Below are 17,856 nucleotides of genomic sequence, written 5' to 3'. Positions count from 1 at the left end.
ATCAGCGGCCCTCCCGCGACAGCCGCGGATTGAGCGCGTCGTTGAGGCCTTCGCCGATCAAATTGAGCCCGAGCACCGAGATCAGGATCGCGACGCCGGGAAACACGGTGATCCACCAGGCCTGGCGGATCACGGTGCGGCCGGCACCGACCATGTAGCCCCAGGAGATCAGATTGGGATCGCCGAGGCCGAGGAACGCCAGCGAGGATTCCAGCAGGATCGCGGTCGCCACCATCAGCGAAGCCAGCACGATCACCGGCGACAGCGTGTTCGGCAGGATTTCGCGCAGGATGATCCAGGTGTTGCTCTGGCCCGTGACCACCGCGGCCTGGACGTACTCCCGCGTGCGCAACGACAGCACCTCGCCGCGGACGAGGCGCGCGACCGGCGGCCAGCTTACCAGCGCGATCGAGGCGACGATCGAATAGATCGAGGGCTGCAGGATCGCGACCAGGACGATCGCGAGCGCAAAGCTCGGAATGGTTTGGAAGAACTCGGTGAAACGCATCAGGGCGTCGTCGACCCTGCCGCCGAAATAGCCGGCCATGGCGCCGATCGGAACGCCGACGACCAGCGCAACCAGGGTGGAGACCATGCCGACGAGCAGCGAGACGCGTGCGCCGAAGATCATGCCGGCGAACACGTCGCGGCCGAGTGCATCGGTGCCGAGCGGCACGGTCGCGAGCGTGAACGGCGGCAGGAACGGCCGCTGCACCATGCGCCAGGGCGAGTTCGGGAACAGCATCGGACCGAACAAGGCGACTGAGATCGCAAGGAGCAGGATGATGAGCCCGATGACGCCGCTCGGGCTCCTCAACATCGATTTCCAGAACTGTTTCATATGGAGAATTCGATGCGCGGGTCGACCAGGCGATAGACCAGGTCGGTGATGAGGTTGAAGATCAGGACAATGGCGGAGCAGATCACGAAGACCCCGAGCATCAGATTGTAGTCGCGCTGGAGCAGGGCGTCGTACATCAGGCGTCCGATGCCGGGCCAGGCGAACACGGTCTCGGTGATGACGGCGCCGCCGATCAGGGTGCCGGAGTGGACTCCGGCGAGCGTCACGACGGGCAGTAGCGCGTTGCGCAGGACGTGGCGACGCTGGATCACGGCGTCGGACAGGCCTTTGGCGCGCGCGGTCTTGACGAAGTCGAGACGCTTCACTTCGAGCATCGAGGCTCGCGTCATGCGCGTATACGTCGCCATAAAAAACAGGCCGAGCGTCATCGCCGGCATAATCAGGTGCCTTGCGACGTCGACCACATGGGCAGGGCCGGAAAGGTTGGCGCCGACCGTCTCGTAGCCGAAGCTCGGCAGCCAATCCATGGTGACCGAGAACAGCAGGATGCTCATGAGCGCCACCCAGAAGATCGGCATGGCGTAAAAGATCAGCGCAAAGACGGTGATCGCGGTGTCGAGAAAGGTTCCGGCAAAGCGCGCGGCGAAGGTGCCGAAGAGAATGCCGAGCACGAGCGAGATCGCGAAGGCCGTCAGCGTCAGCAGCAATGTCGCCGGCAGCCGCTCGCCGATCAGCTTCGCGACCGGCGCCTGCTGGCGGAAGGAGAAGCCGAGGTCGAGGGTCACGATGCCCTTGACGTAGATGAAGAGCTGCTCGGGCAGCGGCTTGTCCAGGCCGAACTTCTCCCTGAGCTGCTGGACGAAGATCTGGTCGCTGGCGCCGGCCTCGCCCGCCATCACGACGGCGGGATCGCCGGGCGCGAGCCGGATCAGGAAGAAATTGAGGACGACGATCGCAAGCAGGACGATCACGCCCTTCGCGACACGCTGAGCGACAAAGGAGAGCATCTAGAGGATCATATCGGTGGTGTGACCTGGAGCGACAGAGACGGAGCGCCCACCTCTCCCCGCAAGCGGGGAGAGGTGACGGAGGTAGCCCTCACTTGTCGAGCCATGCATCCTTGAAGCCGTCGTTGACTCCGATCCCGGTGGTGATCAGGTTCTTGACCTTGCAGCGCATGATGGTCGGGAATTGCAGCTCGAGCATCCAGGCCACCGGCACGTCCTCGACCAGGATCTTCTGCGCCTTCTCGTAGATCTCCTTGCGCTTGGAGTCCGGCGTTGCCACCGCGCCCTCGGCGAACAGCTTGTCGATCTCAGCGTTGGAGTAACCCTCGACGTTGTTGAACACCTGGCCCTTGGCAATCGCGCTGGAGACGTAATTGCGGCCGACGCCGAGCGCGGGGTCGCCGTACTGGTAGAGGTAGGTGAAGGCGATGTCGTAGTCCCAGTCGCCGATCTTCTGGTTGCCGCCGGCGACGTCGGTGGCGATGGTCTCGATGTTCATGCCGACGTCCTGGAGGTTCTGCTTCACGGCTTCACCCCAGCGCTGCCAGGTCTCGCCATAGGCGAGCGGCAGAAGGCGGATCTTCTCGCCCTTGTAGCCGGCTTCCTTCAGCAGCGCCTTGGCCTTGGCGGGATCGTAAGGGTACTTCGGCACGTCGTCGGTGTAGTATTTGATGGTCGAGGCCGACGGGCCGGTTGCGACCTTGCCGAGCCCGTTCCAGATCACGTCCTTGGCGAACTCGCGGTCGATCGCAAACATGACCGCCTGCCGCACCCGCTTGTCGGCGAGCGGACCCTGCCGGTTGTTGAGCCACAGCCAGGCCAGCGGCGAGAAGAACTCCCAGCCGGCGCCGGTGACGCAGGTGTCCTTCAGCTTGGAGAGCCGGGGCACGTCGAAATTCTCGACCGAGCCGCCGGGCAGCACGTCGACCTTGCCGGTCTCATACGCCACCGAGCGCGCCGCGGCATCGGGAATGATCTGCCAGTAGATCTCGTCGAGATAGGGCTTGCCCTTCTCGTAATAGTTCGGGTTCTTGACCAGGCGGATGAAAGAGCCCTTCTGCCATTCCTTGAACATGAAGGGGCCGGTGCCGACAGGGGCGTTATTGTAGGGATTGGTCTTCCAGTCGGTGCCTTCATAAAGATGCTTGGGTACCATCGGCATTGAGCCGACCTCGAAGATGCCCAGGAACGGGCCGAACGGCTGCTTCAGCGTGAACACCACCGTGTAGTCGTCGGGAGCCTCGACCTTGTCGACCTGCGCCAGATTGTTGCGGGCACGCGCGTGGGTCTGTTTCAGCATCTCGAGCGAGAACAGCACGTCGGCGGCGGTGAAGGGCTTGCCGTCATGCCAGGTCACGCCCTTCCTGAGCTTGAATGTGTAGGTTTTTGCGTCCTCGCTGACACTCCAGCTCTCGGCGAGCTCGGCCTGCGGTTCGAGCTTGGGGCTGTAGCGAAGCAGGCCTTCGAAAATGTTGCCCGACACCATCTGCACCGGGCCGTTCTGGACCATCGCCAGCATCAGGCCGGGCGGCTCGGGCTGAATCACGGCATTGATCGCTCCACCCGCTTTCGGGTCTTGCGCCAGCGCCGGGGCCGCGAGACCGCAAGCCAGGAGGACACCAAGCAACACTCGTTTTGACATGTCGTATCTTTCTCAAGCGAGACCAGCCGCAAACGCTTCGCACGTCATGGCGCGCAAAGCTATGGCCGGCCCATCCCAGTCCCCATCCGGGATCGAGGCTCACACAGTCTCGTTCGGCGCCGCAAGATGAAAGTCTCGACAGTGTTCGCACAAAAAATGTACAGCGCGTCCTGTTGTGGCGTTTGGCAGCCAATCCGGCGCCGCAGCGCCGCGCGATCCGTCCATCTGCGCCGCAAGCGCGACGCGGACCCGGCGTGAGGATCGTCTAGCGCAAGCCCGCCCGCCGGAATTCTTCCAGATAGTGCTCGCGGTCGGCCTCATTGGCCCATGGCAATTGCGTCGAAATCCAGTGCAGCGAGATGTTGGGCTGGGTGCGGCGGAGCTCGCCCAGCGCCATCTCCCCAAGCACGCCGTCTCCGGTCATGCCGGCAGAAACCGCGAGCACGCGGTAGGCGCCGGTAAGGTCGCCGCGATGACGGATTGCCTCGCGCGCGAGCGCGATGGCCTCGGCATAGCGCCGCTCGGTGAAGCGGGCATAGCCGGCGATGCCGTGATAGATCGCCAGGGATGGATCGCGCGGCGACAGCCGCATTGCCCTCTGCGCTGCCTCGAATGAATCCTTCGGCCGCCCGGCATAGGACAGCGCCAGTGCGTAATAGCCCTGCGCCAGCGAGAAGTTCGGATTGAGTGCGAGCGCCTGCTCGAACTCGGACAGTGCGTCGGCAAGTCTTCGCGTCGAGAAGTAGACGCTGCCGAGCGCGGCGTGCGCCCAGGCATCCTCATGGTCGCAGCGCACCGCGGCGAGCGCGGCGGCTTCCGCCGCTGGCGCCACCATGGCAAGCTCGGCCCAGCCGAGATGCCCGCCGAACATGTGGTTCGCCGCGAGCACCGACAGCGCCTGGCCGTAGTTCGGGTCGATCCCCACCGCGCGTTCTAGCAGCGCCCGTGCGGTCTCGTGATCCCGCCGCGTCACGCGCCAGTAATGCGACAGCGCCCGCATCAGGAGATCCCAGGCATCCAGGCTCGCGGGGGGCTTGCGATGGGCGCGAAAACTTTCCGCCGCATGGATCTGCGGCTCGATCGCCGCAGCGATCGCATTCGTGATCTCGTCCTGCACGGCGAACACGTCGACCAGCTCGCGGTCGTAGCGCTCGGCCCAGAGATGGCTGCCCGTCGTGGCGTCGTTGAGCTGCGCGGTGATGCGCACCCGGTTGTCCGACTTGCGCACGCTGCCTTCGACGACGTAGCGGACGCCCAGTTCCTCGGCAATCTGCCGGATGTGGACCGCGCGTCCCTTGTAGGTAAAGGACGAGTTGCGGGCGATCACCATGAACCAGCGCTGCTTCGACAGCGCGGTGAGGATGTCCTCGCTGATGCCGTCGCCGAAATAGTCCTGTGCGGGATCGCCGCTCATGTTCTCGAAAGCGAGCACCGCGACCGCCGGACGGTCCGTCAGGACGCGCGGCAGGGCAGCGACGGGCTGCGCGGGCGCAGTCGTGGCTGCCACTTCTTCCCGGACTTCGCCGACGAAACGAAAACCCTTGCGCGGAATGGTCTTGATCAGCCGCTGGCTTGCGCCATCGTCGCCGAGCGCCTTGCGGGCGGCGTTGATCCGGCTGTTCAGGGCGGAATCCGAGATGATCCGATCGCTCCAGATCTGGCTGATCAGGTCATCCTTGCTGACCACACGCGTGCGCTGCGCCACCAGATAGAGCAGGAGATCGAACACCTGCGGCTGCAACGGCACAGCGGCTCCGCTGCAAGTGAGTTCCCGCAGGTCGCCGTCGAGCACGTTGTTTTCAAAGCAAAATCGCACGTTTTTGTCGTCTCAAGCAAAAATCAAAGTCGTCTCAGGCGAAAATCAACCGTCCGCGAAAGTCTTGGGACCTCCGGTGCGGCATGGTGCAGCGACCAATGAAGTGCCGGCGTTTTGGCACAACGGAGCTGTTTATGACCCAAATTGATCATCAGGTTCATCCTATCGGCCCGGTTGCGGGCTCACGCATTTTCAAGTTCATCGCCTTTCTGTACGGAATTGCGGCGTATCTCGTGTTTTTCATCACCATTCTCTACGCCATCGGTTTCGTCATGGGGCTGGTGGTGCCGAAGACCATCGATACCGGGACCGACACGCCCGTGGCCGAGGCCATCATCATCAATCTGCTCCTGATGGCCCTGTTTGCGGTCCAGCACAGCGTAATGGCGCGCCGGCAATTCAAGGCCTGGTGGACGCAGTACGTCCCCAAGCCGGTCGAGCGCAGCACCTATGTGCTGTTTGCGAGCCTGTCATTGCTCCTCCTGTTCTGGCAGTGGCGTCCGCTGCCCACGGTCATATGGGACGTCGCGAATCCGGATATCGCTGTGACGATCGTCACGCTGTCGCTGGCGGGCTGGGTCCTGGTGTTCACCTCGACCTTCATCATCAATCACTTCGAGCTGTTCGGCTTGCATCAGGTGACCAATCATCTCGTCGGCAAGGAGGCGTCGCCGCCGCGATTCAAGACGCCGCTGCTCTACAAGTTTGTCCGTCATCCGATCTATCTCGGCTTCATCATCGCGTTCTGGGCGGCGCCGGTCATGACCGCGGGCCATCTGCTGTTCGCCGCCGTGACCACGGCCTACATCTTCGTCGGCATCGCGCTGGAGGAGCACGACCTCGTCGATCTCTTCGGCGACGAGTACCGGCAGTACAAACAACGGGTGTCGATGCTTATTCCCTGGCGCAAGTCGGTATAGCTTGCGCGTCGTTCCGTCGCGTCCGCCGAAAGGAGGATGCGCGGCGGCGCCGAGGCGCGTAACGGATCGTGCCGGACGCAACCTTCAACGTTTCTCGGGGTGAATCCCCCTCACCCCGACGCTATCAGTGCGAGCAAAGCTCGTCGCGACCCCGCATTCGTTTTTGCCGAGTTCTCGGCAAACAGGAGCGGGGGGAGGAATCTAAACCATCATCAACGGAGACGACCTAATGAAACATGTTGGAAACTGCTTCTGTGGCGCAGTCACGATCGAGGTCACAGGTGCACCGGAGGCGATGGGCTATTGCCATTGCAGCTCGTGCCGCTCGTGGTCGGGCGGTCCGGTGAACGCCTTCAGCCTGTGGAAGCCCGAAGCCGTGCGCATCAGCGAAGGTGCAGAGAATGTCGAGACCTTTGCGAAGACGCCGCTCAGCCAGCGCAAATATTGCAAGAAGTGCGGCGGTCATCTCATGACCAACCATCCGCCGCTCGGCCTGATCGACGTCTTCACTGCCACCATCCCCACCCTCGCGTTTGCACCAGGCGTCCACGTCAATTACGCCGAGACGGTGCTGCCAATGCGCGACGGACTGCCCAAGCTCAAGGATTTCCCGGCCGAATTCGGCGGCAGCGGCGAGATGATGCAGGAGTAGCGGCGCCCTTCTCCTCTCCCGCAAGCGGGAGACGAGAAATTAGCTACCTCATCCCCGCGCGCCGCAATCCCTCGAGATAATGCTCGCGATCCTCGTCCCGCAGCATCGGCAGCTCGCGTGTGATCCAGGCCAGCGAGATGCCGGGCTGGGCGCGGCGCAAGCCTTCCAAGGCGGAAGCCGCGCGCGCGGAATCCCCTGACATACCGGCGGCGGCCGTCAGCACGCGATGCGCGCCGACGAAATCGGCGCGCTGCCGCATCGACTCGCGCGCCATCTGTGCGGCGCCTTCGTAATCGCGGCCGATGAACCGGGCATAGGCCGCGACGCCGCAATAGATTGCTGCGAGCGGGTCGCGCGGGCTCAGCCGCAGCGCGCGGCGCGCCGCGACATCGCCGTTCTGCCATCGTCCCGCGTAGCACAGCGTCACGCCATAGAAGGCGTGCGCCATCGCAAAGTTCGGATTGAGGTTCAGCGCCAGTTCGAACTCCGCCAGCGCGTCGTCGAAGCGGCGGCGGAATAGATAAGCATACGCCAGACCATGATGAGCCCAGGCATCTTCGCGATCGGCCTCCACCGCCGCGAGCGCGGCGCGCTCGGCGACCGGCACGGTCGGGGCCATGTCGGACCAGCCCATATGCGCGCCGAAGATGTGGCTGGTTGCGAGCAGGCCGAGTGCCTTGCCATAGGCGGGATCGAGCGCGACGGCCTCTTCGAGCAGTCCTTGCGCGGCGGCATTGTCCTCGCGGGTGATGCGCCAGTAATGCGACAATGCGCGCATCACAAGGTCCCAGGCATCCAGGCTTCCCGGCGGCTTCTGCTGGGCGCGAAAACTCTCGGCGGTATAGAGCTGCGGCTCGATCGCGGCGACGATCGCCTCGGTGATCTCGTCCTGCACCGCGAAGATGTCGGCAAGCTCGCGGTCGTAGCGTTCGGCCCAGAGATGGCTGCCGGTCGAGACGTCGTTGAGCTGCGCGGAGATACGCACGCGATCGCCGCTCCGCCGCACGCTGCCTTCGAGCACGTAGCGCACGCCGAGCTCGCGCGCGACCTCGTTCATGTGCACCGCGCGGCCCTTGTAGACGAAGGAGGAGTTGCGCGCGATGACGAAGAACCAGCGCAGCTTCGACAGCGCGGTGATGATGTCCTCGCTGATTCCGTCCGAGAAATAATCCTGCTCGCGGTCGCCGCTCATGTTGGTGAAGGGCAGCACCGCGATCGCGGGGCGGTCCGGTAGCGGCAGCGGGGCCCGTAGAAGCTTCGCTTCGAAATCGGATTCCGGCGCGGTTGCCCCACGCTTGGTTTCGACGTCGCCGACGAAACGAAAACCCTTGCGTGAGATGGTGCGGATCAGCGCCTGGCTCGCGCCGCTGTCTCCGACCGCCTTGCGTGCCGCATTGATCCGGCTGGTCAGCGTGGATTCGGAGACGCTGCGCCCGTGCCAGATCTTGTCGATCAGCTCGTCCTTGCTGACCACCCGATCGCGGTTCTCCATGAGGTGGACGACGAGATCGAAGACCTGTGGCTCCACGGCAACGGGAACCTGCTCGCGGCTCAGCTCGCGCAAGTCGGTATCGAGCAGGTGATCCCGGAACAGAAACTGCACGTCGAAAACTCAGACCTCAAGGCAACATCGGGCAATAATGAAAGCAAAACGGATTTCGGCTGATGTCTGTGAGTCCGCCGAGGGGCCTGCCCGGTTCACCACGATCGCGTGATGGCAGGCATGCAGTTTACGGGGAGGAATGCAACCTGGATTAGAATAAAGCCGTTTCGGCCGGATTGTCGCGATTTCCTCACGTCGTTGCGAGCAATCCAGCCTGCCGCCGCGGAGCCAGCGTGGATTGCTTCGTCGCAAGGGCTCCTCGCAATGACGGTGTTGAGGCAATGGCGTGCGGCAGCTGCCGACGTTGTCCTGGCCTTCGCGACGGCATCGAATGTGTGACGAATAGTGAATGTCCATTGCCGAACAGTTCCGTGTGCGTAAGCTGCCCTCACACAAAACACCAACCACGAAGAAACGCCCATGCCCGCTTTTCATGCCTCGACCACCGTGCTCGATTCCATGCTGTTCCGCGATGCCTTCGGCACGCCGCAGGTGCGGGAGGTGTTTTCCGATATCGCGACGGTCGCGCGCTATGCCGAGGTCGAGGTGGCACTGGCGAAGGCGGAAGCGAGATGCGGAGTGATTCCGCAGGACGCGGCCGATCAGATCGCCGCGCGGACCGATGTTGCCGCGCTGGATTTCGACCTGTTGCGGCAGGAGACCGATGTCGTCGGCTATCCGATCCTGCCGCTGGTGCATCAGATGGTGAAGCAATGCGGCGATGCCGGCCGCTATGTGCATTGGGGTGCGACCACGCAGGACATCATGGACACCGCCGTGGTGTTGCAACTGCGCGCAGGGCTTGAGATCGTCGAACGGGACATCGCGGGCTTGCGCAAGATCCTCGCCGATCTATCGAGGCGCTACCGCGACACGCCGATGGCGGGCCGCACCCATCTCCAGCAGGCGCTGCCGGTCACCTTCGGCTACAAGACCGCGATCTGGCTCGCGATGTTCGACCGCCACGCCGAGCGGATCAGTGAGTTGAAGCCGCGCGTCCTGGTCGGTCAGTTCGCCGGTGCCGCCGGCACGCTGGCCTCGCTCGGCGACAAGGGGTTCGAGGTGCAGGAAGCGCTCTGCGCCGAACTGAGGCTCGGCGTCCCCGCTTCGACCTGGCACGTCGCACGCGACGGTTTTGCCGAGGCCGTGAATTTCCTGGCGCTGGTCACCGGCTCGCTCGGCAAGATCGCGCTCGACATCATGATCATGGCCTCGACCGAATTCGCCGAGGTCTATGAGCCCTTTGTCAAGGGACGCGGCGCTTCCTCGACCATGCCGCAGAAGCGCAACCCGATCTCCTCGGAACTCATGCTCGCGGCGTCCAAGGCGGTGCGCCAGCATGCCGGCCTCATGCTGGATGCCATGGTGCAGGATTTCGAGCGCGCCACCGGGCCCTGGCACGCCGAATGGATGGCGATCCCCGAGAGCTTCGTGCTGACCGCCGGCGCGTTGCACCAGGCGAAATTCGCGCTCGCCGGCCTCATCGTGGATGAAAGCAAGATGAACGAGAATCTCGCCGTCAGCCGCGGTCTGATCGTGGCCGAAGCCGTCATGATGGGGCTTGCGCCGCAGATCGGACGGCAGGAGGCCCATGACGTGGTCTATGATGCCTGCCGGCTCGCCAATGAGAAAGGTCTTACGCTGGCGGACGCGCTGTCTTCCGACGCCCGCGTCTCTGTCAGAATCGACCGTGCCACGATCGAGGCGCTGACATCACCGAAAAATTACCTCGGCCTTGCTCCCGCCATGGTCGACCGGGTGCTGAAATCGGCAACGCGTTGAAAACCAAAATGCGCGAAACTGCGTATCTTTGGGGTGTCGCAAGGCACTCGCGCACTTGTGTCTCGCGATGCTAGACTTAAATTGAGCAAGAGACGTTCGGCAGAGGACCCGGCATGACTGATCAACGCATCACCTCCACTCCCATCGATCCCGTGAAGCTCGACCGGCTGGCCGAGGTGGCGGTGAAGGTGGGCCTGGGCTTGCGGCCGGGCCAGGATCTGCTCTTGACGGCACCTGCGATCGCGTTGCCGCTGGTGCGGCGGATTGCCGTGCATGCCTACAAGGCCGGCGCCGGCATCGTGACGCCCATTCTCTCCGACGAAGAGATGACGCTGGCGCGCTACCGCCACGGCCACGACGACAGCTTCGATCGCGCCGCCAACTGGCTCTACGAGGGCATGGCCAAGGCGTTCTCCAACAACACCGCCCGTCTCGCCATCGTCGGCGACAATCCGATGCTGCTGTCGGGCGAAGATGCTTCCAAGGTCGCGCGCGCCAGCAAGGCCAATTCCATGGCCTATCAGCCGGCGCTGGAAAAGATCGTCAATTTCGATACCAACTGGAACATCATTGCGTATCCAAGCCCATCCTGGGCAAAGCAAGTCTTTCCGAACGATCCTGAAGAGGTCGCGATCGGCAAGCTCGCGGACGCGATCTTCGCGGCGTCCCGCGTCGATCGCGACGACGCGCCGGCCAATTGGGCGAGCCACAATGCGGTGCTGCGCGAGCGCACCAACTGGCTCAACGGCCAGCGTTTCCGCGCGCTCCAGTACTCGGGACCGGGCACTGACCTCACCATCGGGCTCGCCGACGGCCATGAATGGGAAGGCGGCGCTTCGCTCTCCAAGAACGGCATCAGCTGCAACGCCAATATCCCGACCGAAGAGGTCTTCACCACGCCGCATTGCCGGCGCGTCTACGGCCATGTCGTGAGCTCGAAGCCGCTGTCCTACCAGGGCACGCTGATCGACAAGATCGCGGTGCGTTTCGAGGACGGCAGGATCGTCGATGCGAAGGCTTCGCGCGGCGAGGAGGTACTGAACAAGGTGCTCGATACCGACGAGGGCGCGCGCCGTCTCGGCGAGGTGGCCCTGGTGCCGCATTCCTCGCCGATCTCGCAGAGCGGACTGTTGTTCTACAACACGCTGTTCGACGAGAACGCTGCCTCGCACATCGCGCTTGGCCAGTGCTACTCGAAGTGCTTCGTCAACGGCGCGCAGCTCACGCCGCAGCAGATCGCCGCGCAAGGCGGCAACCAGAGCCTGATCCATATCGACTGGATGATCGGCTCGGCCGAGACCGACATCGACGGCATTCTCGCCGACGGCAGCAAAGTGCCGGTGTTTCGCAAGGGCGAATGGGCGAAGTAACTACGCAGCCGGGTTGCGCAGCATCGGGCTGTTGTCGATGCTGAAGCGGTTGAACAACGTCGTGAACGGGCTGCCGTCGGTGGCCCGCACGACGGCGTCGGAGGCCGCCACCGCATCGTAGAGCGCACCGACCGGATCATTCGCCTCGGGCAGGTCGAGGCCCCTGCGGATTTGCTCGGGGGCCTCGTTGACGTCGTCCTCGTCGTCGAGTGTCGCCTCGAGCGCATCCGCCGCCCGAAGCATCTCATGGAGGTCACCGCCGATCTGCCCGGGGCTTTCGATGCCGTCAACGGTGAACCAGGGCTCCTCTTCGGTTGCGAAGGAGACATCGAGGCTGCCGAGCCAGGCGACGACCTCGCCATGAGCTTTGAGAACCTCCGGGGTGAGGGGCATCGGCATGGCTCCTTCAGATGCTTCGCGCACTTTGTCGCACCCCGGAAAAGAAGGGTTCATGTGCTCGAAATTGCAGGGAAATTGCGACGTTAACCGTTTCGCGTCTGCAACTTGCGGCTGATTGTCGGGCCCTGCGTAAGAAAGAATTAAAAATCGGCTACTAGCGTTCCCGCCATCTTTGAACAATCCGGGCCGAGATCCGGGCAGGTCATATTTTATCCCCCGAGGAAACAGATGTCGCGCACATTGATTGAAATCAGTCATTGCAATGTAGATCTCGAGCTGCGGCCGATCGAGCCGTCCTGGATTATCGAAGGCAATCCGGTGTCGCGCTCGCACATCCTGTCCACCAGCGCCGACGGCACCGCTTCGACCATCATCTGGGCCTGCACCGAAGGGCGCTTCAACTGGTACTACGATATCGACGAGACGATCATGATCATGGAAGGATCGATCGTGCTCGAAAGCGACGGCATGCCGCCGAAGCGCTACGGCCCGGGCGACGTCATCTTCTTCCGCGACGGCGCGCATGCCAAATGGCATGTCGAAGGCCACGTCAAGAAGATCGCCTTCTGCCGCAAGACCAATCCCGTGATGATCGGCTTCCTGATCCGCGTCGTCAACAAGCTCAAGAAGATCTTCGTCGCCACCGGCGAGCGCCGTCCGGCCTCGCTGATGGGCGCAAATTAGAGTTCAAACAGTTCAAGGACGCTTCCCAGCGGTCACGACGGAACAGGGGCCGGGATCAACATCCCGGCCCCTGTTCTCGTCATGGTGCCAATCCCTTTAAGGCAAATCGAGCCGGTAGAAATTGCTCGCGGTCTGCGAGAACAACGCCGTCTTCTCGGTCTCGCTCAGGGGCGCCGCGATACGCTTGAACGTGTTGAAGATCACCTGGTAGCTGCACTGGCCCTTGTCCGGCGGGAAGTTGCTCTCGAACATCGCGCGCTCGGGTCCAAACGCCTCGATGCAGGTTTCGATGTAAGGCCGCCACGCCGCGGCAAGCTCCTTGGATGATGGCGGACTCGCGCGCAAATGGAAGTCGTAGCCGAGCAGGCACATCGCGAGCCCGCCGAGCTTCACCACCACGTTCTCGCATTTGGCGATCTCCCGGATCGAGGCGCGCCATTGCGGAAACACCTCCTCGCGTCGCCCCGCAAAGCGGCCGATTCCGGCCGGGCCGCCGCAATGGTCGAGCACGATCCTGGTGTCGGGAAATGCGCGGGCGAGCTCGGTCAGCTCGCCGATTTGCGGATGGAACAGCCGAGCGTCGAAGCTCAGGTTGAGCGGCGCGAGGCAGGCAAAGCCCTTGCGGAAGGTCGGGTCCTGCAGCAATCCCTGCGGCCGGCTCGCATACATGCCGGCGACAGCAGGATCCTGGTCCCAGGCCGAGGAATGCCGGATGCCGCGGAAGCGACCGTTGCCCGCCGCGATCTCGGCCTCCAACACGGGTTGTGCGGCATCGCCGAGCAGCAGATTGACGTGGCTGACGATGCCGGCGCAAATCGCGGCCTTGCCGTAACCGCCGCTGGCGCTCATCGCGGCGACGCCATTGGCGAACTCGACTTCGCCCACCGGCCGGAACGCCTCCGGCCCGTGCGCGCGATACATCGAGCGGCAATCGACATAGACGGTGGCGATGACGTTGTGGCCGGAGGCGATATCTGCCGCCATCTCCTCGATCAGATAGCGGTGCCCGCGATTCCAGAGATGGTGATGGGGATCGACGATCGGCCGTGAGGGATCGATGATCTCCTCCTGATGCAGCGCGAGCCAGTCCTCGCGCGGCTCGACGAATAGCCCGCTCGTGTTGGCGGGCAAACCGCTTGCAGCCATCGGCGTGCGCTCCCTTGATGTATGCTTCTTGTTTTGGGAGCCTAGCACCTCGTCCTCGCATGCACCAACGCGCGTTGCGCAATCGCGCCCGTCATCGCGGTACAGCGGCGCCGGCGTCAACCCTTGCGCCGCTTCGCCCTCACATCGACCACCAGCCGCCAATCGGTTGCGGTGGCCGGCTTGACCTCGCCGAGCCAGTGGAAGAAATCCTCGGTGACTTCCGTAAAACTCCAGCGCGTCAGGTCGCCAGCTTCGGTCGTGCCTTCCTGCACGATGTCGGCATCGCGTGGACGGCCGATCTGCTGGCGGAATATGCAGCGGCCGGGATCGAACCATGAAATCCGCCAGGCATCGATGGTCGGATCGTAGACCCGCAGCGTCGTGCCGTACCAATTGCCGGCGATCGGCAAGGCCGGGCTGCCGGCCGGGCGCGGAATGATCCAGACGTCTTGCACGGCGCGGCCCTCCAGCACCCAGCCGAAATGGATTTCGCCGGGCGCGGTGTGTTTCGTTCCATCGGGTCCATGGGCGGTGATCTCGGCGTCCCAATCGCCGACGAAGCGGCCATAAAGCTGGAGTGCCGCCGCGTGCTGGGGGTTCGGTCCGTCCGCGTGCAATAATCTCGCAAAGTCGGTCATGTCGATCTCCCTTTGCGGGAGATCAGCACGACCGGCCGGCAGCCGACTTGGAGAAAATTGCGTCACACCCCGTCGAGGATGATCACCGTCGGCTTCGACGGCAACGCATCTCGGGACATCCGGAAACTTCGTTCCATGCGCCGGTCGATCTCGAACTGCTGGCCGATGCGTTGCATGAAATCGTCGAGCGGGGTGGCGAAGCGGTGCATCGGCAGCACCACCGAGGCGCGCAGCCGCTTGGTGATCTCGGAGACGCCGTCGAGCGACATGGTGTAGGTGCCGTCGATCGGCACCATCACGATGTCGAGCCGCCCGATCTGGGCGAAGTGGCTGTCATCGAGCTTGTGGTGAAGATGGCCGAGATGGCCGATGCAGAGGCCCGCCACCTCGAAGATGAAGATGGAGTTGCCGTCACGGATCATGTCGGCGCCGGCATCGTCGCCGAAATAGCGACGGATGTCGGTCGTGACGTTGCGGATGAAGGTGTCGCCGATGCGCTCCGACACGATGGCCGGCTTGCCGTCCTCGCCCCAGCCATGCAGCACACGAGGAATGCGCTTGTCGGGATATAAAGAGTAGTGCGTGCTGTGGGCCCGGTTCATGGTGACGACATCGGGCAGCCGGCCCACCTGGTAGGCCCCGCTATAGTCGGTGGCGATGCGTAAGCCGCCGGGCGTGTCGATGAAATAGGTGGAATGGCCGGCATAGGTGATCTCGACCTCGGGCGCAGCCGCCGCCTGCCTGAACGCGACCGACATGAGGCGCGGCGCAGCATTCGCCATCGCCAAGCATTCGCTGCGCTGCGACTGCTGGGCGATGGCAGGTGAGAGGAATGCGCCGAACAGCGCCAGAGCGGCCGAAACCAGTCGTCGCATGAATTCATCCCCGATGACTTCAGGGGAAAGTCTAGCTTGCAATGCAGCGCGTGGCCAACAGCGCGCGATCAACAGCGCGTCAGTGTCGCACCGTCACGCCGCCCTATGATTCGCGCCTTTACTACTCCCGCCGCGGGCTGAACTTCCAGGTGAGGGCGACGAGGCTCGCGGTGATCAGGCTGCTGACGAGGCCGACGATGGGCAGCGTGAGCACCAGCGCGGCGCTGGCAGCCCAGCCGATCGAGGAGAACGCCTCGGCAAAGGTCGCAAGCCGCGACGAGGTCTGGCGGCGGCGGAATTGGCTGCGCCGGGCTTGCACCCGGAACCAGAGCTGGATTGCGGTGGCGGAGGCCGCACTGACGATGACCGCACCGGCGCTGACCGCGGCCTGGAACGCCGAGGCGAAAGCGAGCGCCGCGATCAGCGGGCAGAAGATGACGCCGATCGCGATCAGCACCACCTCTATCTTGGCGCGGATGACGCTGGACGGCGGCAATGGCGCGGTCGCAACCAGGTCGGGCGCGTCCTCGCCCGAGAGCGTCAGCCAGGCAAGCCCGCCGGCGAGTTGTCCCGCCGCCATGACGATGACGGGCGTGATCAGCGTCAGCGCCGCGGAGCTGTCGGCAAAGTTGCGCCAGAGCAGCAATGCCGGCGGCACCAGATAGAGCAGCTGCATCAGCGTCTGCGAGATCAGCCAGGGATCGCGCCAGAGCAGCGAAAATTCCTTGCGCCGTAGGGCATGCTGCCGCGATCCGCCGCGGAACGGGCGCTCCTTCGCGCTGCGACGGCCGGACGCGCCATAGGCGGCGGCATCGATCGCCGTGTCCGCAAAGCGGCCCGAGAAGATCGCCATGACGCCTCCGAGCAGCACGAGGCCGAGCGCCAGGAGCAGCAGCAGCGCTTCGGCATCCCCCATCGCCGCCCGCGCCGGCCACCACCAGATGCTGTCGGCATCGGGCGCGTAAGCGGCCAAGCTACCCGAGGTCAGGATGGTGAAGCGCGACAGCGTGCCGTAGGACATGATCGCCGCCACCTGGAGCGCGATCACGAAGCCGGCGCCGATGATGGCGGCGAGGATCTGGGCGACGAACCGTGTCCGCGCCGGACCGATCAGGCGGAACAGCAGGATGGTGACGGCGATCGCGATCGCTGCGGCCGACAGGCCCATCGCGACGACGACGCCGAACGCTGCAAGCCAGCGCGCGCCGCCCCCGAACACCAGCACGTCGATGAAGGGTGTCGAGAACAGCAGCGCCATCACCGTGATGGCGAGCGCGATCGCGGCGATGCGCACCGAGAACAGATTGGCCAGCGTCGCGGGTGAGGACATGATGAGGTCGAGATCGGCGCGTGCGTAGAACACCCGCGTCACCGATTCGATCGCCTGTGACAGCATCAGCGTCCAGGCCAGAAAAATTGTCGCCGAAATCACGATCAGCGAGGATTTGTCGAGCGGCAATTGCAGGTCGGCGAAGCGGCCGATCACCGCCCAGGCCGGGACGTGCAGCAGCGCCGCGAAGAACAGCAGGCCGATCACCGCGGCACGCGTTCGATTGCGCCGCCCGCCGGTCATCATGGCGAGCCATTCGCGCCAGGCGAGCCGGAGCTCGTGGCGGGCGAACCAGGACAGCGCGGTGGCCGAGCTCATGCGGCTTCCTGGAGGGTCACCAGCGCGATGAAGAGATCTTCCAGGCTGGTATCGGCGTGCCCGTTTTGCTGCCGGAGCTCAGTCAGCGTGCCCTCGGCAACCAGGCGGCCGGCTGCGATCACGCCGATGCGGTCGGCCATGCGTTCGGCGACCTCGAGGATATGCGTGGTCATGATGACGGTGCAGCCGGCGCGGACGCGCTCGCTCAGGAGTCCCTTGACATGGCGGGCGGAGACGGCGTCCAGTCCCGTCAGCGGCTCGTCGAGGATGATGAGGCGGGGATCGTGCACCAGGGCGCCGGCGAGGGCGACCTTCTGGCGCATGCCCTTGGAAAAGCCCTCGCAGCGTTCGTGCCGGTGCGGCTCGAGCCCGAGCGAGTTCAGGAGCTCCGCGGCGACCGGTTCCGAGGCCGATGGTGCGATGCCCCACAGACCGGCTACGAACTCGAGATATTCGAGCGGCGTGAGCTTGTCATAGATCATGGGCTCGTCGGAGACCCACGCCATCACCTGCTTGGCGGCGACGGGGTTTTGGAGCGCATCGATGCCGAAGATGGAGACCGAGCCGGCATCGGGCCGCAAAAGGCCTGCAACCATGCGCAAAGTGGTGGTCTTGCCGGCGCCGTTGGGGCCGACCAGCGCATAGAATTCGCCGGCATGGATGGTGAGATCGAGGTTATCGACCGCCAGACGGTCAAAACACTTCGTTAACCCCATGACTTCGAGCGCCGAGTCGTCCCGCTTCATCACGGCCACACCTTGCGGTTTTGCATCGCTCGCGACCATGCCCCGAAGATGTTTCGGCACCGTGAATCGCGCTGCCGCAAATTCCGTCATCCGGATTGGACTAATGGCAAGTCACCGTTTGTTGAC

The 17,856-nt window shown here is 64.0% G+C and carries 16 protein-coding genes; 5 read left to right on the top strand and 11 right to left on the bottom strand.

Going from position 1 to position 17,856, the window contains the following annotated elements; genetic code table 11:
* Position 1: 1 nt before the first annotated feature.
* From IVB54_RS36430 to IVB54_RS36415, 4 genes are all read right to left on the bottom strand, one after another.
* Positions 2–841 (bottom strand): ABC transporter permease, encoded by an 840-nt coding sequence (locus tag IVB54_RS36430; protein ID WP_018458168.1) that lies wholly within the window; start codon positions 839–841, stop codon positions 2–4.
* Positions 838–1,809, bottom strand: a complete 972-nt coding sequence (locus IVB54_RS36425) for an ABC transporter permease (RefSeq protein ID WP_247776972.1) — start codon at positions 1,807–1,809, stop codon at positions 838–840. The genes IVB54_RS36430 and IVB54_RS36425 overlap by 4 nt, the downstream gene beginning before the upstream one ends.
* A 91-nt stretch (positions 1,810–1,900) precedes the next feature.
* Positions 1,901–3,451 (bottom strand): ABC transporter substrate-binding protein, encoded by a 1,551-nt coding sequence (locus tag IVB54_RS36420; RefSeq protein WP_026233516.1) that lies wholly within the window; start codon positions 3,449–3,451, stop codon positions 1,901–1,903.
* Positions 3,452–3,716: 265 nt separating this feature from the next.
* Positions 3,717–5,267, bottom strand: a complete 1,551-nt coding sequence (locus IVB54_RS36415) for a winged helix-turn-helix domain-containing tetratricopeptide repeat protein (RefSeq protein ID WP_247776971.1) — start codon at positions 5,265–5,267, stop codon at positions 3,717–3,719.
* Positions 5,268–5,401: 134 nt separating this feature from the next.
* Here IVB54_RS36415 and mddA point away from each other — a divergent pair, with 134 nt between their 5' ends.
* On the top strand, positions 5,402–6,187 hold the full coding sequence (gene mddA / locus IVB54_RS36410) for a methanethiol S-methyltransferase (protein WP_018458172.1): 786 nt from the start codon (positions 5,402–5,404) through the stop codon (positions 6,185–6,187).
* Positions 6,188–6,416: 229 nt separating this feature from the next.
* The gene (locus IVB54_RS36405) at positions 6,417–6,839 is read left to right on the top strand and encodes a GFA family protein (protein WP_026233518.1); all 423 of its coding nucleotides are present in this window, start codon (positions 6,417–6,419) and stop codon (positions 6,837–6,839) included.
* Positions 6,840–6,882: 43 nt separating this feature from the next.
* Here the strand turns inward: IVB54_RS36405 and IVB54_RS36400 are convergent, their stop codons facing one another.
* Complete coding sequence (locus IVB54_RS36400) at positions 6,883–8,442, bottom strand: winged helix-turn-helix domain-containing protein (RefSeq protein WP_018458174.1); 1,560 nt, start codon at positions 8,440–8,442, stop codon at positions 6,883–6,885.
* A gap of 420 nt (positions 8,443–8,862) precedes the next feature.
* Between IVB54_RS36400 and IVB54_RS36395 the strand changes: the two genes are divergently transcribed.
* Positions 8,863–10,224, top strand: a complete 1,362-nt coding sequence (locus IVB54_RS36395; RefSeq protein WP_018458176.1) for an adenylosuccinate lyase family protein — start codon at positions 8,863–8,865, stop codon at positions 10,222–10,224.
* A gap of 113 nt (positions 10,225–10,337) precedes the next feature.
* Positions 10,338–11,594 (top strand): aminopeptidase, encoded by a 1,257-nt coding sequence (locus IVB54_RS36390; protein WP_018458177.1) that lies wholly within the window; start codon positions 10,338–10,340, stop codon positions 11,592–11,594.
* Here IVB54_RS36390 and IVB54_RS36385 read toward each other — a convergent pair whose 3' ends face one another.
* Complete coding sequence (locus IVB54_RS36385) at positions 11,595–11,987, bottom strand: hypothetical protein (RefSeq protein WP_026233519.1); 393 nt, start codon at positions 11,985–11,987, stop codon at positions 11,595–11,597.
* Between the two features lie 234 nt (positions 11,988–12,221).
* Here IVB54_RS36385 and IVB54_RS36380 point away from each other — a divergent pair, with 234 nt between their 5' ends.
* Entirely contained in the window at positions 12,222–12,677 is a 456-nt protein-coding gene (locus IVB54_RS36380; RefSeq protein WP_018458179.1) for a cupin domain-containing protein, read from the top strand.
* Between the two features lie 96 nt (positions 12,678–12,773).
* Here IVB54_RS36380 and IVB54_RS36375 read toward each other — a convergent pair whose 3' ends face one another.
* From IVB54_RS36375 to IVB54_RS36355, 5 genes are all read right to left on the bottom strand, one after another.
* Complete coding sequence (locus IVB54_RS36375; RefSeq protein ID WP_018458180.1) at positions 12,774–13,823, bottom strand: amidohydrolase family protein; 1,050 nt, start codon at positions 13,821–13,823, stop codon at positions 12,774–12,776.
* Positions 13,824–13,939: 116 nt separating this feature from the next.
* Entirely contained in the window at positions 13,940–14,461 is a 522-nt protein-coding gene (locus IVB54_RS36370) for a hypothetical protein (RefSeq protein ID WP_018458181.1), read from the bottom strand.
* A 62-nt stretch (positions 14,462–14,523) separates the two neighbouring features.
* Positions 14,524–15,336 (bottom strand): MBL fold metallo-hydrolase, encoded by an 813-nt coding sequence (locus IVB54_RS36365; RefSeq protein WP_018458182.1) that lies wholly within the window; start codon positions 15,334–15,336, stop codon positions 14,524–14,526.
* A gap of 121 nt (positions 15,337–15,457) precedes the next feature.
* Positions 15,458–16,984 (bottom strand): hypothetical protein, encoded by a 1,527-nt coding sequence (locus IVB54_RS36360; RefSeq protein ID WP_018458183.1) that lies wholly within the window; start codon positions 16,982–16,984, stop codon positions 15,458–15,460.
* Entirely contained in the window at positions 16,981–17,730 is a 750-nt protein-coding gene (locus tag IVB54_RS36355) for an ABC transporter ATP-binding protein (protein WP_026233520.1), read from the bottom strand. Before IVB54_RS36355 ends, IVB54_RS36360 begins: the two co-directional genes overlap by 4 nt.
* Between the last annotated feature and the right edge of the window lie 126 nt (positions 17,731–17,856).

Source organism: Bradyrhizobium sp. CW1 (genome assembly GCF_023100665.1).
Taxonomy (GTDB): Bacteria; Pseudomonadota; Alphaproteobacteria; order Rhizobiales; family Xanthobacteraceae; genus Bradyrhizobium; species Bradyrhizobium canariense_D.
Note: the sequence above shows the minus strand (reverse complement) of the source record. Positions and strands in the feature narration are given on the sequence as shown.

Excerpts from the sequence above, each read along its gene's own strand:
- IVB54_RS36430 (WP_018458168.1), bottom strand. The coding sequence starts at position 841 with ATGAAACAGTTCTGGAAATCGATGTTGAGGAGCCCGAGCGGCGTCATC.
- IVB54_RS36365 (WP_018458182.1), bottom strand. The coding sequence starts at position 15,336 with ATGCGACGACTGGTTTCGGCCGCTCTGGCGCTGTTCGGCGCATTCCTC.
- IVB54_RS36375 (WP_018458180.1), bottom strand. The coding sequence starts at position 13,823 with ATGGCTGCAAGCGGTTTGCCCGCCAACACGAGCGGGCTATTCGTCGAG.
- IVB54_RS36355 (WP_026233520.1), bottom strand. The coding sequence starts at position 17,730 with ATGAAGCGGGACGACTCGGCGCTCGAAGTCATGGGGTTAACGAAGTGT.
- IVB54_RS36380 (WP_018458179.1), top strand. The coding sequence starts at position 12,222 with ATGTCGCGCACATTGATTGAAATCAGTCATTGCAATGTAGATCTCGAG.
- IVB54_RS36420 (WP_026233516.1), bottom strand. The coding sequence starts at position 3,451 with ATGTCAAAACGAGTGTTGCTTGGTGTCCTCCTGGCTTGCGGTCTCGCG.
- IVB54_RS36395 (WP_018458176.1), top strand. The coding sequence starts at position 8,863 with ATGCCCGCTTTTCATGCCTCGACCACCGTGCTCGATTCCATGCTGTTC.
- IVB54_RS36405 (WP_026233518.1), top strand. The coding sequence starts at position 6,417 with ATGAAACATGTTGGAAACTGCTTCTGTGGCGCAGTCACGATCGAGGTC.
- IVB54_RS36360 (WP_018458183.1), bottom strand. The coding sequence starts at position 16,984 with ATGAGCTCGGCCACCGCGCTGTCCTGGTTCGCCCGCCACGAGCTCCGG.
- IVB54_RS36390 (WP_018458177.1), top strand. The coding sequence starts at position 10,338 with ATGACTGATCAACGCATCACCTCCACTCCCATCGATCCCGTGAAGCTC.
- mddA (WP_018458172.1), top strand. The coding sequence starts at position 5,402 with ATGACCCAAATTGATCATCAGGTTCATCCTATCGGCCCGGTTGCGGGC.
- IVB54_RS36425 (WP_247776972.1), bottom strand. The coding sequence starts at position 1,809 with ATGCTCTCCTTTGTCGCTCAGCGTGTCGCGAAGGGCGTGATCGTCCTG.
- IVB54_RS36385 (WP_026233519.1), bottom strand. The coding sequence starts at position 11,987 with ATGCCCCTCACCCCGGAGGTTCTCAAAGCTCATGGCGAGGTCGTCGCC.
- IVB54_RS36370 (WP_018458181.1), bottom strand. The coding sequence starts at position 14,461 with ATGACCGACTTTGCGAGATTATTGCACGCGGACGGACCGAACCCCCAG.